The sequence below is a fragment of the Paenibacillus taichungensis genome (assembly GCF_047302525.1).
Lineage (GTDB): Bacteria > Bacillota > Bacilli > Paenibacillales > Paenibacillaceae > Paenibacillus > Paenibacillus taichungensis_B.
Window position 1 is genome coordinate 4,978,642 of record NZ_CP168020.1, and the last position, 17,259, is coordinate 4,995,900.

The following is a 17,259-nucleotide window of genomic DNA, read 5'->3' on the forward strand; positions in this document are numbered from 1 at the left end:
CCTTTCCTTATGAAATGCGAGAATGATGGACGTTCGCAGTTTTCGTTATTTAACGGCAGCAAGCGGAATGAATTTCAATTTTTTCAGGGAACCGTTCTGGAACTTGCTGCTTTGGATATACTCGATGAACGCTTTGGTTGCTCCAGTAGGTTGACCTTTGGTCATGTAATATCCAATGCCCCATACTTTGTATGTTTTGTTCAGGACGTTTTTCTCTGTTGGTGCTACGCCATTGATTGATACGGCCTTCATTTTGCTAGTTACATACGGAAGGTCAATATAACCGATTGCATTTGGTGTCGTTTCAATTGTTGTTTTCATATCGCCGCTGGAGCCAACCTCTTTGTAGTTGTCCCCTTTGCTCATGAGGTCCTTGCCGTCCAGTGCTTTTTGTTGGAAGTTAACCCGTGTACCTGAACCAAATTTACGGTTAACCACAACGATGTTGGCATCCGATCCGCCGACTTCCTTCCAGTTTGTCACTTTGCCGGAGAAGATGTCTTGCAGTTGTTTTGTTGTCAGATTGCTTACACCCACATTGGTATTAACGACAGCCGTGAACACTGTTACAGCTACCGGATTGGCTACTAAGCCATCAAATTTCTTGAAGCCAGGTACATCTTTGGATGCATCCCAGTCCACAGCACCAATGTCCGCGATCCCTTTACGAACGGATTGAGGACCTGTGATGGAACCTGCTGCGGAAGCCGAGATTTTAACTTTTGGATTATCTTTCTTGAATTCGCTGGCGGCCTGAAGCGTCAGCGGAAGCAATGCGGAGGAACCGTTAATGACAATTTTACCTTTCTCCGTGCTCTTGGCAGCTGATGCTGTCGTTGCGCCACCCAGTCCACCAATCAGAGATACAGCCATAAGCATTGCTGTGAAGGGTTTGATCCATTTTTTCATGTTAATTAAACTCCTCTCGAATTAAAAAGCTTGTGATCATATTTGATATAAAACATTACTTCGTAACGGCTCTCCAGCTTCCGCCAGCTTGCACCAGAACTCGGCCGTTCTCAACCACAGAGATTTGTGTTCCGGCAACCGCGATGGATGATACATCGGAAGATACGGTGTACAGCTTGGTTTGTTTTCCAGTTACCGGGTCGATCGAAAGGATCACGCTGTTGTTGTCATCCTGGGCCGCCAGTACATACAAGATGCCACCCGACAGAATAGCTTGTTCTACATCGTACTCGGTGTACACCGGCGTAGACTTTTGAGATGAATCCACAGACAGCAATGATGCTTTACCGTCTTCGGAAGGTACACTCACGTAGTAGGCTTTTTGTCCGTCAGCAGACCATACAAATACCTTGTCGTCAGTTGATGTTGTGAGCTTCATAGCCTCTGGTTTTGAATCTGCTTTGTTATACGAAAATATTTGCTGTTGATTGGATGAGAAATCAATGGAGACATTGTCTTCATCCACATTGGTTGTATCCGAAGTTACGGTACCAAGTGTTGTTACGGTATAGATGAATTTCTTGCCGTCAGCAGAAACATTCAGGTTTTCCTTATAGTCCACCTTGTCTTCGACCACTTTCGTAATCGCGCCATCCGCCAGATTCAGCTTGGCAATCACGGACCCTTTATCCCCTTGCAGGAAGTAGATTGCACTCCCGTCAGAAGACCATACCAACTCAGGCTTGATGCTGTTGTCGCTCGTGATCAGTTTGGAAGCCTTGGTCTTCAGATCAATAACATAAACGGCTCCTTCGGCATTCGTATAAGCCGCTTGATCACCACTTGGCGAAATAACGAGATCCGATCCACCGTCTGTCGTTAACAACAACTCAAATTTGCCGCTTGTCGTATTGACGAGATAATCGTTTCTGCCATTGTTATCGCTCTTGGAGACAATCAGCTTATCCGCTCCGGCAAAACGAGGATTCTCGACTTCATCGATCAAGGATACCGTACTGATCTCAAGCAGTCCGTTTCGCTTGACAATCGTACCGCCAACGCCCGACACCAGTGGACGAAGAGCGATGTAACTTGTACCACCGATGATAGTAACTGGTTGATTCAGATTCACTTTGACGTCATCTACCACGATTTGTTTGCTATTGTTTTGGAGCGTCACGCTGTGATCATTCAGCTTGATCACCGTCGTTCCGCTATGTACTTCGGCTTGTGCGCCGATGGCTTTGATCACATCACGAAGTGACACGAGTGTCTCCCCATTTTTAACGATGGAACGAACGACGACGCTGTTACCGTTTATTGTAAGCGTGGAATTTTGCACCTGAGCTGCATTAGCCGCAGGTTTCACTACAGGAGCAGCCGATACTGCACTAACCACAGAAGTACCTAACACTGTTGCTACCATGGACACCACTAACACCTTTTTCATTGACATTGGCTCTTGTCACCCTTCTCTATCCATTTAATTTGCCTTGTTTTGTCATGCCCTGCTGTCTGGTATTCTGCATATATCGTCTTTATGAGAGCTTGTCCCGCTCATCCCCCCAAACTTCCACGTTCATAGTAAAAATGACCTATCACGATTGTAATTATAGGAGAGATTTGTAAACGGAAAATCCTGGAATTGTTAACGAATTGTCAATGTTTTCATAACACACAAAAAAGAGTCATTGGAATATGACCCACGACTCTTTTTTCGACTTATTTTCCTAGATAAAAAGTTTCATCAATGTATTAAAAATCGGATTCACAATATAACCTGTTGGATGGATAGAATACCTCTTACCCGAGTTCAGACGGCTGATCTTCTCCATTTCTTCAGTGGAAAGCTCAAAATCAAAGATTTCACTATTTTCTCTGATCCGCTTTGGATTAGATGATTTGGGAATCAGGATGACGCCCCGCTCCAGATGCCAACGTAAAATCACTTGAGCCACCGTCTTATGGTGATGATCAGCGATTTCCTTCAATATCGGATGCTGCAATAACACTTTATTCCCCTGTCCCAACGGACCCCACGCCTCATGTAAAATCTGATATTTGTCCATATAGGCACGTAGTTCGTTCTGCGGAAATTCCGGGTGCGTCTCGATCTGGTTGATCATCGGCAAGATTTTCGCGTGCTTCCTTAATTCTTCCAGATGCTGAATCTCAAAGTTCGCGACCCCAATGACTCTGATCTTGCCTTCCTCGTATAATTCCTCCATCGCTTTCCACGTTTCGATATACTTTGGCGAGGCAAAATGGATTAAATACATGTCGAGGTAATCGACACCCAGCTTGTTTATCGTTTTCTGGAAAGCTTTCTTGGTCGCTTCATAGCCATGATCCGTATTCCAGACTTTCGACGTGATGAAGAATTGCTCGCGCGGAATCTGACTATGCCGGATCTCTGCTCCCAGCGCTTTCTCATTCCCATAGATCCGGGCAGTATCAAAATGTCGGTACCCGACCTGAATGGCCTCGCGAGTCGCTGTTGTAAATTCTGCTTCTTTCGTTATTTTGTAAACCCCAAAACCCAGTTGAGGAATGGGAACTCCGTTTCTTGCTTCAATCACTTTTGTATGCAAATTCATTTTGACTGCTCCTCTCAAAAAAAACGTAATATACTAGATATAAATTATGTCTAGTTAAATCCAAAAAAAGAGGTTAACCCTTTTTTTCTTCATGAAACAGATCGGTTAACCGTATGTCTTTTAAATAATTCTGCATTGCGATCTCCGCACCTTCAAGATGATGAATGACCTTTTGTTTCACGTCATCCACGTCTTGTCCCTGGAGTGTTACATCGGTATGAATTTTAAACAAGTCTTTGCCAGGTTCAACCGCCAGGAATACATCCAACATTGTGATTTCCGATAAAGGCTGAGCAAGTAATATGCCGCCCTTGGCACCTTCTTTTGCCATCGTCAGTTTGGCGTTATTCAGATTTCGAATGACTTTTACCGTCGTAGGTACCGGAATATTTAGCTGCTCCGATATCACTTTGGTCGATAGATAGTTATGACAGTTTTTCTCGGTGTATGCGTGAACGTAGAGCAGAATGGAAATTCCCTGTGATAAGGCTGTAGAGTATGCCATGGCATTCATCCTAACTATTTCTTTTCTGAATATACTATATATCTTTTATGTTTAGTTAGCAACTATCAGCCTATTCCCACTCCACCCTCGATTTCATCGCTGCATATTTACTGGGAGTGATACCTACAGCAGCCTTGAAAGACCGACTGAACAGATGAATACTCGAAAAGCCAACCTCCTCGGCAATTCGGGTTAAATTATGTTTTCCTTCTATAATTCTTTTCTGGGACTGCTCTATTCTGATATGTGTCACATATTTGTGAAGGGTAATCCCCAGCTTGCTTTTGAACAAATGAGATAAATGGTTCGTCGATACACCGACATGTCTACTGATGGCAACATTATTTAATTGAGGGTCGGCGTAGCATTCATGAATATAACGAATCGACTTTTCAATGAATGCCCACCCCTTGGTCATGTTCCCCTCTTGGTCTTGATCTTCGGATTGATTTTTGATAAACAGATGCAGCAACTCCAAACATATGGATTTCGTGATTAACGAAGATCCTCCCCGCTGCTCCTGAAACTCCTTATGCATAAGCGCAAATCTCTTTTTCCATTCGATTCGATCGGCTAATTGCAAATGAGAGATTGGGCGTATGGAAGCCAGCTTCATTTCCCTATCTGCCAGATCAGGTCTTACACTATGAGTTGCACTCGTATTCTTCAATAAACTACGCTCTTCCTCATAATACAGATCAAAATGAAAAATATACTGAATCAATGGCTGCGTGGAGGTGGACCGAATGATATGAGACATGAATGGATGCATCAGCACAATGTCGCCTTCTTTGACCAGGTATTTCACACCACTCAAGAAGAACTCTGCTTCCCCTTGTTCGATGTATGTATACACATGATCGTGGTCTATCCATTCCCCTGCCAAAGAAAATGATTCCGTCACTCTTGCCGCTCTTACGAATGGCGAAATGCTATTCATCCATGCCTCATACACATGTATTCCTCCCAACTGCCTTCTCACTGATCCGGTTTATATTTTCGCAAACACTTTATCGAAGCCTGCTTTGGACTTGGCAAACAATTCACTTGAATCGACGGTTGGCGTTGGTGCCAGCACCTCTTGAGATACAACGCCAGTGTATCCAATTGTCTTCAGATTCTTCAAGAACCCCTGCAGATCGATTACTCCCTCGCCAGGATATAAGCGCTCATGATCCAGCAATTCTTCAATGGGCAGATCATAAGCATCATTAATATGAACATGGACAATCTGTTCCTTCTTAAGATCCAACACCTCTTCGATCTTTAATCCATTCGTATGCCAATGATAGGAATCCACCAATAAACCAACATTCCTAGCATGAATTGTTTCGATCCAGTCAAGCGTATCCTCCACACTCCAAATGAATGGATTCTTCCATTGAGTGCGCAGATGATGACAACCCACAAACTCCAGGCCCAGTCGAATTCCATATGCGTCCAGAATATCTGCACACAATCTCAATCGTTTGGTAGCTGCCGCCATAAACGATGCTGCTGGCTGGTCTGTGGAAGGTAAAATATAGGTACAACAGCTATAACAGTTCAACGAAGTGGAGGCCTCTGCCATTTGAACCAGCGATTGAAGTCCTTCACGAAACTGTTCATCTGTGGTTCTCCAGTCTATGGTCAGATCGGATGAACCGATGATCACCTGATTGCTTTCTAACAGATGTTTGGCCTGTTCCTTGCCAACCTCTTCAATGAATGAGAGCGGATTCAAATCTACAGACTGAAATCTGTATGTTGCAGCATTCGTAATATATTGTTCATTGGACTCGATGTTCCCTAAGCCTGCTCTTGTTAACCCTCTAATCATCCCAATCTCCTCCTAGGACCAGTCAAACAGTACACCGTTATACTGGTCTTTATTCAATCTCAGGCCCTCGTATGCTTCTTGCGCTTGATCGGGCTTCATCACATGACTGATCAATGGTTCGATATGCAGCTTGTTCTTTAACATCAGTTCAAATACAATGTTCGAATTTCTCACCAGGGAATGCTTAACGAATTCGTTCGGCTCAACCGGGAAGCGCCATTCATGTGCCCCCTTAAACGTAATGCAGCCTCGTCCATACAGGTGGCAGTAGTTCAATATATCGGTGACATCCGTGTTATATTCGCCTCGTGGACTGCCCAGGAAAATAATCTCTCCCAGCTTCCCGATCCACTCCAGACTTTGAACACCTACACTGGGTACACCCGTCGCCTCAATATGAGTGGATACACCTGCTCCACTCGTTATAGCATGTATCTTTTCTTTTACTTTATCTTCTCCGCCATGGAGCGTATAGTCAACCCCACATGTCTGGGCAGTTCGAATTCGTTCCGGTGACAGGTCCACGCCAATCACAGTTGCACCTTGAAGGCGTGCCAATTGAGCAGCCAAATTCCCTACCAATCCAAGCCCCGTCACGCCAACAACGTCCCCAAGTTCAATATTGGATACACGAACTGAGGTGAATGCCACGGTTGCCATACGGGTGAAGGGAACCCACTTCAAATCCAAGTGCTCAGGTACCTTGATGAAAACATGATCTGTGGATACCACTTGATATTCAGCATGTTGACCATAATGGAACACAGCGTCGCCGGGCTGAACATGGTGTACACCCTGTCCCACCTCGATCACTTCACTTACACTCGCATACCCCGGACATACGGGAAGCTTGGCCCACTCTTCTTTTCCCGATAACATGGCCAGCTCCGTTCCTGGACTGATGAGGGAATAGATCAATTTTACCAATACTTCCTTCTCCCCTAGGGGTGGCAAAATAAAGTCCTCTTCTACCGTCTCCACTTGCAGCGGACGAGCAAACATGATCTTTCTATTCTTCATCACCTTCACTCCTTTCTTATCTTTTTAACTACAATATAAGACTTTTCATTAACATTGTCTTTGATTGCAAAACCGATTTTTTATCTAAAACAACGATTTTAAAACCTTTGCAAGCGAATCCAGCATAAACGTAAAAAGACTCACAAGATCCAATGATCTGTGAGCCTCAAATTCAATCATATTCAGCCGTAGTCTGATGCAATACGGTACATCGGTTAGACGACCGGCTCTTCAGGGATAGCCAGCCGTTATTGAAACCGGATTGGCCGCATGGTTCCTTTTTTGCTAATTTCACAGCTACACTTGTCACTTCTCAACCGCCAACTACGGCTGCAACCCACGAACCTCAAACTCATAGATTCGGGCTGCCGTATCGCCGCCCTGCGTAGGTTTCAGCACATTCAGCTTCACATAACGAGCCTTGACCAGTGCAATTGCATCCGAGGTTTCGGCTGCGGTATTCCCCTGTACATGAACTACATCTGACCAATTCACGCCATCAGCACTGACCTGGATCGAATAGTCGCTCGTATTAAAACCTGCCCACTCCCCACCACTCTCCGCATGTTTGATGACAAAACCACTGATCTGATGTTCTTTGCCAAGATCAACTTGCAGCCAATGCGGCTGGTTACCCAGAGCGCACCACTTGCTGTTGTCCGTCACATTGCCATCAATTGCCTTTCCCGCACCTTCAGCAGGTCCGCAGGCATGGTCGGCAGTGGCCGTTTTGCCAAGTGCGACATTTTTGATCCCGGAAGCACCCTTACTTACGGTGATCAAAGCTTGCTTCGTTACCGTATCCTGCCCCGAGCTGTTGGTAGCTGTAAGCGTCACATTGTACGTGCCTTCCTTGTCATACGTTACCACTGGATTTTGCTCCGTGCTGACAGCCGGGCTGCCATTCTCAAAAGTCCACGACCAGCCTTCCGTCACCTCGGAAGAGAGATCAGTGAAATGCACCTGCTGACCCGGTGTGATCAGCGTTGCATCGGCCTTGAATCCTGCTTCCGGCTTCGGATACGCTGGCCACTGGATGGTCACGCTGGCAGCTTGGCCGCGCTCATATTTTGCATTCACTGCCACGACTTTCAGTACAGTCGCCTGCTCAGCGTTGATTCTCTTCATCTCAGGCACATAGAAGACGTTATTCGTGGTCGCACCCACCCAAGTCTCTTTGCCGTCGGGCAGTACACGGTAAATCTCATATTGTTGAACTTCCTCGTCCAACGCTTTCCACTGCAATCTGGCATCACCGTAAATACCCCCGCGGAAATCGGATTGGATGACATTCAATGCTTGAACTGCTTCAAGTGGCTTCACTGGATTAGCATTGTTCTGAATGGATATCTGACCAATATGGATGTCATAATCCGATATGATTTCCTTGCTGTCAAAATACAAAGACAATGCCACAATCCGCTTTCCTTTGTAAGGCGTCAGATTCAAGATGTCCGTCGTCCAACCCAATGCCTTTTTGTCTTTTACATCCAAAAAGACGAACTGATCAGGACGGTCTGCAAAAGCCAGGCCAACCTTCATGCTTGGCTTGTTCTGCGTTTTGTACGTGATCGACAGCTTGGTAGCTGGCTCAATCTTCAGATCGGTTTGATACAGCTTCAGATGGGTGGCATTTGCCGAACTTAGCGTACCCGCTACCTTAAGGGAACTGCCCCCATAGTAGGCATCCGACCAATCCAGGGACGGCGTAAGTGCTTTACCCTTACTTTCTGCTAACCAGCGCCATGTCGGAAGCACATCCTGCAAACTACGGTTATTCCATCCGGTCTCCCGCACCTGCGTGCCATCAACATAGAATTTCTCGCCACTGCCCGTGTTGAAGTTGGTCGTAAATGGAAGTTGGTCCACAGGTGATGATTCAACCACATTGTTCGCAATCCCTTTCCAGGCCTGGCTTGTCGCCGTATTGGCCGGATTTCCGTTCTGCCCTACCCAGAACTTATTTTCACGGGCAAAGAAATCGGTCATGCTGTCCGCGCTGTTGAACGACCAATCCGGCCGGTAAATGCCGAGGGAAGTCACCGCCGGTTTCCCCTCAGGAAACAGCAGATTCCATTTCAGACCGGTATCGTATCCTTTAGCTTCGACATCGATACCTGCGAACAGTTCGAATGGCGATCTGCCCAGGCTTTTGGCTTTGGCCGCAGAACTACCAAGATCATTCCACCAGAAATTCAGGAACATGCTGTCTGATACCTTGTTCCCGTTATCCTGCAGGAACATCGCATTCCGGTCCGTCAGCGCATTTTGCCAGGAAATATTGCCTTCCTTCGTCATGGAATCATACCAGATGATCTCCATACCCGCGGGCTTATGATCCTGAAGATAACGGAGGAATGTCTTCATTAACTGTGCGTCAGTGGCTGTTCCTCCCTCGGTCTCCTGGTTGATAAACCAGCCGTCAAAACCGTAGTACTCCGCCACCTCAATCAGTTTATCCGCAGCCGGGAAGGAGCCGTCGCTGTTCTGCTGAAGCATTTGCTTCACCCACTCATATTTGCCTCCGTATACGGATGGCGGGAAGAACACTGTGCCCATGATTGGCACTCCGTTCCGGTGTGCCGCATCAATCGTGTCGGCACTTGGCGGCACAATAATGCCTTCTCCCGCCGAGCCACCCCAATATACGAGCTTGTCGACATACTGCCAGTAAGAGAACGTATTTGCAGAAAATGTATCCGAGCCCTGTGATGGAACGCCGCTGGTTCCCTGATTCAACGCAGACAAGGCCATGACTTTGGGATCTTTCGTTGCGTTCGGGTTAACTGCCTCTCCTGTGAATCGACTCTGGAGCGGAATGGTGCTCCGGTTAAAGGCCGCATCCGGGTCGGAAGCTGGATTCCAGTTAAGCAATTGTTCAGGCAGCCAATAAGATGAATAAGGTTGCTTCGCCAAGGCCGCTGAGGAAAGAACAGCGCATACCAATATTACAAATAGGAGACTCGCACCAAGCTTTTTCATGCCATACCCTCCAATCCATTTTTGGCAATCCAATCAGGGTAAAAAAAGAAACGCCCGTCAAACCGGACAGACGTTTCCATGTCTACTTTATAATTCAGGTTATTTTTGATTTGCAGCTTTCCATTCGTCGTACTGCTTTTGTGCTTCTGCAATCACTTTATCCAGACCTGCCGCTTTCAACTTTTCGATCGCTTTCGGCAGATGCTCATCCGGGTCAACAGCCCCCGTCATGATGGATGGGTAGAATTCCTTCACGATGGCGGAGATGGAAGCGACTTCCGTCTTCACCGGATCTGGATTGAAGTTGAAGCCAAAGCTTGGAGCAACTTTCGCGGAATTGTTGAATTCCTTGAACGCTTCCCACTTATCGGCTGGATCTTCCTTGTGCATGTAAGTCAAGAACAGGTTACCCAGGGCAAAACCAGGCATCTGGAATCCGTCCTTCATCGCTGGCAGATCCTCAATGACATTATCTGAAATCTTATTGTAATGTGTTCCTTCAATGCCGTAGTTGATCAGGTTACGCAGATATGGATCGGTATTCAGCAAGTTCAGGAACATCATGGCACGTTCCGGGTTCTTGGAGTTCGCCGAGATTGCATGCATAGCGCCTGTTGCCGAGCCAGTGAAAATAACCGGATCCTGCATCGGTGTAGTCACGATATCATAGCCCGCACTTCTGGACCATCCCAGTTCGGCGTACGGCTGTGTCTGTTCACGGTCAACAAACCATTTGCCTGTCTTGATGTTGTCGATGCCTTCCAGTGTTGCTACATCCTTGCGCAGATAACCAGCCTGATAGTATTTACGGATGGTTTTCAACGAGCTTTTCAGCTCTTCGGATTCCAGCACATTAACGTATTTACTGGTGTCACCATTCATGTTGATGCCAACCGGGAATTCGTCACCCAGCAGGAAGTCGAACGCCAGATAAGGCTTAAAGCCCTTCGGAACAGCCAGCGGAGTAATGTCGGCTGGTTCATTGTCCTTAATTTGCTGCAGGTAAGGCTCCAGATCCTCTAATGTGCGAATCTTGGTGATGTCCATGTTGTATTTATCAACGTACTGCTTGTTGAAGCGCCATACCCATTGCGAAGCCAACTCTTTGTTAACTGGCACGGCATAGTTTTGGCCACCGATCTGCGATCCGGTAAGGAACCGTGGATCAAGCTGCTCTTTAATGTCTTGACCATATTTATCCAACAGATCATTGATTGGCAGGAATGCTCCTCTAGTGGCATTTGGCAGATAGTCATAAGCCCAGGAAGAGGTGAAAGCGATATCATAATTTTCGCCCGAAGCGGTAATGACTGGCATACGTTTGGAATAATCACCCCAGTCAATCATCGTGATGTCGACGGTTGTATTTATTTTCTCCATTAAGTATTTGTTCATTTCTTCCTGTACCATTGGCAGATCGCGCTGTGGACCACCAATCAGATATACCTTGAGCTTCACTGTGTCCTTATCGCCGGATTCTCCCCCGGATGCCGCATTCCCGCTTGTATCATTGGTATTACTGCCACCGCAGCCTGCTAGAACAGTAGAAAAAGCAAGCAATAAAGTAACCATGAGCAGAGCGATTTTTCTTGTCTTCATGTGTATCCCCCTTATCAATGTTATTGTTACTGCCCTTTGAGGGCAGGCACAACCAGACTTATTCTTTAACCGAACCAATGGTCAGGCCTTGTATAAAATACTTTTGGAAAAACGGATACGCCAGCGCAACCGGTAGTGTAGCCAGGACAACCATCGCCATGCGGACGGTCTCCGTTGGCAGTGTCGAGGCAATGTCGTAGGAAACGACCCGGCTGCTGTTTTGCACAACAAAATCCATATTGTTCTGTATTCGAATCAGCAATGTCTGGAGCGGAATCAAATTCGCATTGTCGATATAGAGCAGCGCATTGAACCAGTCATTCCAGAATCCTAACGTACTGAACAATCCAATAGTCGCAATGCCCGGCAACGAAATCGGCAGTACGATGCGCGTATAGATACCGAATTCAGTAGCTCCGTCGATTTTGGCCGACTCAATAACCGCATCCGGCACGGTGGTCGTGAAAAATGTACGCATGACGATAATGTAAAAAGCATTCATGATCGACGGCAGGATCAGCGCCCATATCGAATCCCGCAAGTGCAGCACCTGCGTAACCACAATGTAACTGGGAACGAGACCGCCGGAAAATAGCATGGTGAAGAAGGCCAAAAAGCTGAAAAACCGACGCTGTGCAAAATTTTTGCGCGAGATGGCATACGCATACGTGGTGACCAAATACAGTGTTAGCGCGGTTCCGACAACCGTCACCGTTAAGGTAACCCCAAACGATTGGGCCATCTGCTGCCCGGATTCCATAAGGAATCGGTAGGCATCCAGCGTCCAGACTTCAGGGAATAACTTAAATCCATTGATCGCCAGCGCCTTCTCATCGGTAAATGAGATGATAACGATGAACAGAAACGGAAAGATACATGATAAGGCAAACAGACCGATAGCTATATTAAAAATCACATTGGATAATGGCGAAATGGCATTCAGATCTCTCGATTTCTTTCTGGTCCTCTTCGCATGGGCAGATGCCCGCTTTACCGGTTCGCTTAAATTACTCATGGACAGCACCCCCTTGCCGCAAACCTAAAATACGGCATAATCCTTTTCAATTTTACGCACAGCATAGTTTGCCAGCAGGACAAGAATCAAACCGACAACCGATTGATACAATCCTGTAGCTGTACTCATTCCTGTATCACCCATAATGGTCAAGCCGCGGTATACAAACGTGTCGATGACATTGGTGACCGGATACAGCGCACCAGAGTCCCGCGGAACCTGATAGAATAGTCCAAAGTCGGAACGGAAGATCCCGCCGATCGCCAGAATGGTGAGGATGATCATTAGCGGCCTGAGCAGTGGCAGTGTAATGTACCTGATCTGTTTCCACTTGGTGGCACCGTCGATCATCGCTGCCTCATAATAAGAACGATCGATACCTGCGATTGCTGCCAGATACACTACACTGCCATAACCTGCACCTTTCCACAGGCCGAGCAGAATGAGAAAATACGGCCAATACCCTGTCTCACTGTACCAACTAACCGGATCTCCACCGAAATAGGTAATGATCTGGTTGAATACACCTTTTTCAACACTCAGAAACGAGAAGACGAAATAACTGATAATAACCCATGACAGGAAATAAGGCATAAACATCGCGGTCTGGTAAATCTTCGCCAGCCGTTTGTTCAACAGTTCGTTCATGATGATCGCAAGCGTCACCGCGAGCACCAACCCGAGAAAGATCAGCCCCAGGTTATACAGAATCGTATTACGTGTGATGATATAGGCGTCACTGGTGGAGAACAGAAACTCAAAGTTTTTGAACCCGACCCATTCGCTTTTTAGAACGCTTTCAAGAAATCCGCCCGGATGAATCCGGAAGTCCTTAAAAGCAATAATCGTTCCGAACATTGGCAAATAGGCAAAAATGATAAACCAAGCTGCTCCCGGCAGTACCAGCAGAAGAAACGCCTTGTTCTTCATCAGACTTTTGAAGATGCCCAGCACGGCTGTCCCTCCTTATAATCGCGTTCACTATCGCTTTAGCTGCATCCAGCATTAATCCCCTATAATCAACACTGGACCTAAACTCTTTTGTTGCTTTGGATTTCCTCGTTCACTCCTACCTCCATTATGCAAGCGCTACCAATTTTGAGATAGTTGAAAAACCCAATAAATTGATGGATTAATTAAAGATCGGACATTCATTCCATAACAAAAAAGACACCCCACGTGGGGAGTGTCTTATTTAGCCGGAGCCCCGGCTTATTTTTTCATGTAGATAGAGCGCAGCTCCGTAGGAGAAACGCCAGCATATTTCTTAAACTGTCTATAAAAATATGTGGAGTCCCAATAGCCCACCTCGCCCGCTATTTCTGCCGTTTTTTTGTCCGAATATAACAGCAAATGAGTGGCACGCTCAATTCGGTACTGGTTCACATAATCAGAAAAAGTGGTACCGACCTCTTGCTGGAACAATTGGCCGAGGTAGTTCGGATGAAGCTCCAGCCTTTGACTGAGCGTCTTAAGTGAAAGCTCATCCTGATAGTGATTTTTCACCACCTCCAGCACAGCCATGATATGCGGGCTGTACGTTTTCTCGGCGGTATGATATGTATCCAGCGTGCGATGAACAACCTTTCTGACCAATTGTTTCAGTTTGTTGAGCGTATGAATTCTGGACAGAGGCCCGAAGATGTCCCCGTAGTCAGGGGTTTTCTCCAGTTCCTTAGCGGCCAGCATAAGCTGGATCGCAGAATTGAAGAACGGTGTTCTCGCGAGACAGAGTTCCTTACCCTCAACAATGAAGAATTCGTCGATGAACCGATCCACCTCAGGACCTTCCCCATCCCGCAGCAGCTTGTGGAACTGCTCCATCGCTGGCCCAGGCTTCTCTTGATGCTGATTGGTAGCTTCTTCGTTCTCCACTTGCATGATGAAGGTATCACAATCCATAAACAAATGATTCTGAAGCCACAGCTTTACGGACTTGCAACTCTTTGGAAAACCCAGATAGGTCGACTCGGATTGACCGATGATCCCCCATACACGTGCACCTGTGTCCTCGGCGACCGCTTGCTTCATCCTATTGAGTGCCTGAATCTGCCATTCATCATTACCTTCCGTACCGGCTGAAACGAATAGCAGCATGATGTCTCCCTCCTGATCGGGAAAGCAGATAACACTGCAGCCATCCGGGAGGCCTTTGTTCCCGATCTGCTCGCACTGCTCAGCAATTCCCGGCAGATAGATCTGAGGATCATCCCCTTTGTCATCCCCTACAATCCGCAGAGAAGCCGCACAATATGTGGACTTGTTCATGGGAATCTCAAGCAGCTGAGCACGCTCACGGAATTCTTTGGCGTCAATGGTCTCATTCGCCCACCGCTGCAAAATATTGTTGCGCAGAATCCTCCAGCTCTGATCCATTTGAATCTGGCGCATCTCTTCGTGCTCCCAATCCCGCTGCATATGCTTGATGGTCGCTTCCAGTTCATCCATATTGACTGGCTTGAGCAGGTAGTTCTCGACCCCCAGCGAGATGCCCTCCCGCACATATTTGAATTCTTCGTAACCACTCAAAATAATGAATTTAGTATATGGATTGCGCGCTTTAGTCTCCCGGATCAGTTCAAGTCCGGTCATTTGCGGCATCATGATATCCGTAATAATCAGATCGACAGGACCCTCGTCCATCATTGCTAGCGCTTCCAACCCATTGCAGGCCGTTCCGGCAATCTGCATGTTATTCTGATCCCAATCAATAATAGCTTGCATTCCTTTGACAATAAGCGGCTCATCATCGACCAACATTACACTTCTCATCCCGTTTCCTCCCTTGTAACTGGAATGCTGATTGTCACCTCACACCCTTCGCCATCCACACTGTTCAGGTGCAGACCATAATCACTGCCATAATTCAGACGTATGCGGTCGTTCACGTTCTTAAGACCCAAAGATCGGTCAGATGTCTCAGCAGCTTCATCGCCCTTATGCAACCCATGTTGCAGTTCAAGCAATCTCTCCGCGGAAATCCCCTTTCCGTTATCCTTTACACGGATACGAATCACGCCGTTCTCTTCTTCAGCTGTGATGGAGATCCGGTTATCATCATCATTCGTACGAAAGCCATGCACAATGTAATTCTCAATAATCGGCTGCACCAGCAGCTTGACGACCATGCTTCCCGCCGCTGCATTCTCGATATGGGTCTCCACGTGCAGCTTATCCTCATACCGATACTGGACCAAAGCCAGGTACATACCGCACAGCTCTATTTCCTCCGCCAAGGTTACATGTGTCTGCTTTTTGATCAAATGACGGAACATCGTGGCGAGAATGTAGATCATCTGCCCAACATCCCTGGCTCCCAGACTGATGGCTTTCATGCGGATGCTTTCCAGCGTATTGTACAGAAAATGGGGATTGATCTGGGCTTGCAAAGCGACAAGCTGAGCGTTCTTTTGCTTGATCTCTGACACATACACTGTTTCTATGTAAGACTCCAGCCGATCACACATATGATTAAATCTCTGCGAAATCTGCTGCAGCTCATCTTCTCCCTCCATCTGGATCCGCTTACTTAGATCACCCTCCTGCCAGCGACGCATGTAAAGCACGAGTCTGTGAATTTTTTTGGAATAACGGCGGATGATGGTGAACGTCACCGCGATGCTAACCATGATGCACAGAAACACAATCCCAATGAGGCTGAAACGAATCGCCTGAAGGCTCTGTTTGATTTGCGACTCCGGAATAATAGAAGCCACGACCATTCCTGTATTCCCAATATTCAGCAGCTGTACCTTGGAGCGCTCCTCCAGATCCACCCAATCCTCCGGCAAATTCATCTTCCCCCAGTAGGGGTAGACGGTGTTGTCATACTTGCCCTGCGAATCGAAAATCACCTCACCTTCCCCGGTCATCAGCATGATCCGACTGTCCTTGCCGTCGAGTCTGTCTCGAAGCAGCCCTTTGATACGGTCTGTATTCAGCTCAAACATAATTGCACCGTACTGCTTCAATGTCACGGAGTCTTTGAGCACATTCGCGTAGCTATACGGGGTAGGCTCATCCGCCATTTTCCCTTCGAAAAGCGGTTTGCTGCCCATGTACTGCCAAGGTGCACTCCTCAGCCGCTGGAACCAGTCCTGATGCCCTGCAGACAGCTTGGGATGATAGTAAAAGTGCTGGGTCTCCCGGTTAAGAACATAGAAGAAATCCTGATCCGTGCTGTATAGCACGACATTTGCAATCGAGGCCTCATCCTTTAACAGCAGACGTAATTGATAATCAAAGTTCCCTCGCTCCGTACGATAGCTGTAAGCATATTGATTCAAGCGCCAATTGAGAAAATCCTCGTATTCATGAGTCAAAAAATATTTCAGATCATCGCCGATCATGGCATCGGTATAAATCTGCTGCACGGCGTTATACAGCCGTTCGTACTGCTGATTCAGGTTGATACTGACAATATCCAGCTCCTGCAAACTGGCATCCATTTGTTCCTGTACCACTCGCTGCTCATAATAGCGGTAGGCCAACACTGAGATGCTGATGAACAACAAGACCATAACCATGGAATAAAACAGTAGGATTTTGTTGAACATTTTTTTCTTCAAGTAGTTCTTATACATGGTTCGTATCCTGGACATTCGCGCCTGAACACCTCCTCAGACCCATTTCCAACTCAGTGTATCACCGTTTGGTTAAATTCGACAATCACCAGCACACAGGAGCAGTAATCCATATTTTGATTTGTCAAAAACGAATGGAAGCGCTATAATGGGCGCATTCCCCTATAAAGATATGTAATACATACTTGCTTTGGATGCTCTCTATATATGAATCACTCCCCTATAAAATG

Annotated in this window: 13 protein-coding genes; all 13 read right to left on the bottom strand. The window is 46.7% G+C overall.

Features of this window, described 5'->3' with window-relative positions; genetic code table 11:
* Window positions 1-45: 45 nt before the first annotated feature.
* Window positions 46-909: a phosphate ABC transporter substrate-binding protein gene (locus tag ACDJ58_RS22290; protein ID WP_413372978.1), complete on the bottom strand. Its 864-nt coding sequence runs from the start codon at window positions 907-909 to the stop codon at window positions 46-48.
* Window positions 910-964: 55 nt separating this feature from the next.
* Complete coding sequence (locus ACDJ58_RS22295; RefSeq protein ID WP_413372979.1) at window positions 965-2,359, bottom strand: stalk domain-containing protein; 1,395 nt, start codon at window positions 2,357-2,359, stop codon at window positions 965-967.
* A gap of 280 nt (window positions 2,360-2,639) precedes the next feature.
* Window positions 2,640-3,506 (bottom strand): aldo/keto reductase, encoded by an 867-nt coding sequence (locus ACDJ58_RS22300; RefSeq protein ID WP_413372980.1) that lies wholly within the window; start codon window positions 3,504-3,506, stop codon window positions 2,640-2,642.
* Between the two features lie 73 nt (window positions 3,507-3,579).
* Complete coding sequence (locus tag ACDJ58_RS22305; protein WP_413372981.1) at window positions 3,580-4,011, bottom strand: RrF2 family transcriptional regulator; 432 nt, start codon at window positions 4,009-4,011, stop codon at window positions 3,580-3,582.
* Between the two features lie 70 nt (window positions 4,012-4,081).
* Window positions 4,082-4,966, bottom strand: coding sequence for an AraC family transcriptional regulator (locus ACDJ58_RS22310; protein ID WP_413372982.1), 885 nt, complete (start codon window positions 4,964-4,966; stop codon window positions 4,082-4,084).
* A 36-nt stretch (window positions 4,967-5,002) separates the two neighbouring features.
* On the bottom strand, window positions 5,003-5,830 hold the full coding sequence (locus ACDJ58_RS22315) for a sugar phosphate isomerase/epimerase family protein (protein WP_413372983.1): 828 nt from the start codon (window positions 5,828-5,830) through the stop codon (window positions 5,003-5,005).
* Window positions 5,831-5,842: 12 nt separating this feature from the next.
* Complete coding sequence (locus tag ACDJ58_RS22320) at window positions 5,843-6,850, bottom strand: zinc-dependent alcohol dehydrogenase (protein WP_413372984.1); 1,008 nt, start codon at window positions 6,848-6,850, stop codon at window positions 5,843-5,845.
* 324 nt (window positions 6,851-7,174) lie between these two features.
* Complete coding sequence (locus ACDJ58_RS22325) at window positions 7,175-9,832, bottom strand: endo-beta-N-acetylglucosaminidase (RefSeq protein WP_413372985.1); 2,658 nt, start codon at window positions 9,830-9,832, stop codon at window positions 7,175-7,177.
* Window positions 9,833-9,931: 99 nt separating this feature from the next.
* On the bottom strand, window positions 9,932-11,431 hold the full coding sequence (locus ACDJ58_RS22330; protein ID WP_413372986.1) for an ABC transporter substrate-binding protein: 1,500 nt from the start codon (window positions 11,429-11,431) through the stop codon (window positions 9,932-9,934).
* A 58-nt stretch (window positions 11,432-11,489) separates the two neighbouring features.
* The gene (locus tag ACDJ58_RS22335) at window positions 11,490-12,446 is read right to left on the bottom strand and encodes a carbohydrate ABC transporter permease (RefSeq protein WP_413372987.1); all 957 of its coding nucleotides are present in this window, start codon (window positions 12,444-12,446) and stop codon (window positions 11,490-11,492) included.
* A gap of 24 nt (window positions 12,447-12,470) precedes the next feature.
* Window positions 12,471-13,376, bottom strand: a complete 906-nt coding sequence (locus tag ACDJ58_RS22340) for an ABC transporter permease (protein WP_205524889.1) — start codon at window positions 13,374-13,376, stop codon at window positions 12,471-12,473.
* Between the two features lie 282 nt (window positions 13,377-13,658).
* Window positions 13,659-15,218 (bottom strand): response regulator, encoded by a 1,560-nt coding sequence (locus ACDJ58_RS22345; RefSeq protein WP_413372989.1) that lies wholly within the window; start codon window positions 15,216-15,218, stop codon window positions 13,659-13,661.
* Window positions 15,215-17,047 (bottom strand): cache domain-containing sensor histidine kinase, encoded by a 1,833-nt coding sequence (locus tag ACDJ58_RS22350; RefSeq protein ID WP_413372990.1) that lies wholly within the window; start codon window positions 17,045-17,047, stop codon window positions 15,215-15,217. Before ACDJ58_RS22350 ends, ACDJ58_RS22345 begins: the two co-directional genes overlap by 4 nt.
* Window positions 17,048-17,259 lie beyond the last annotated feature (212 nt).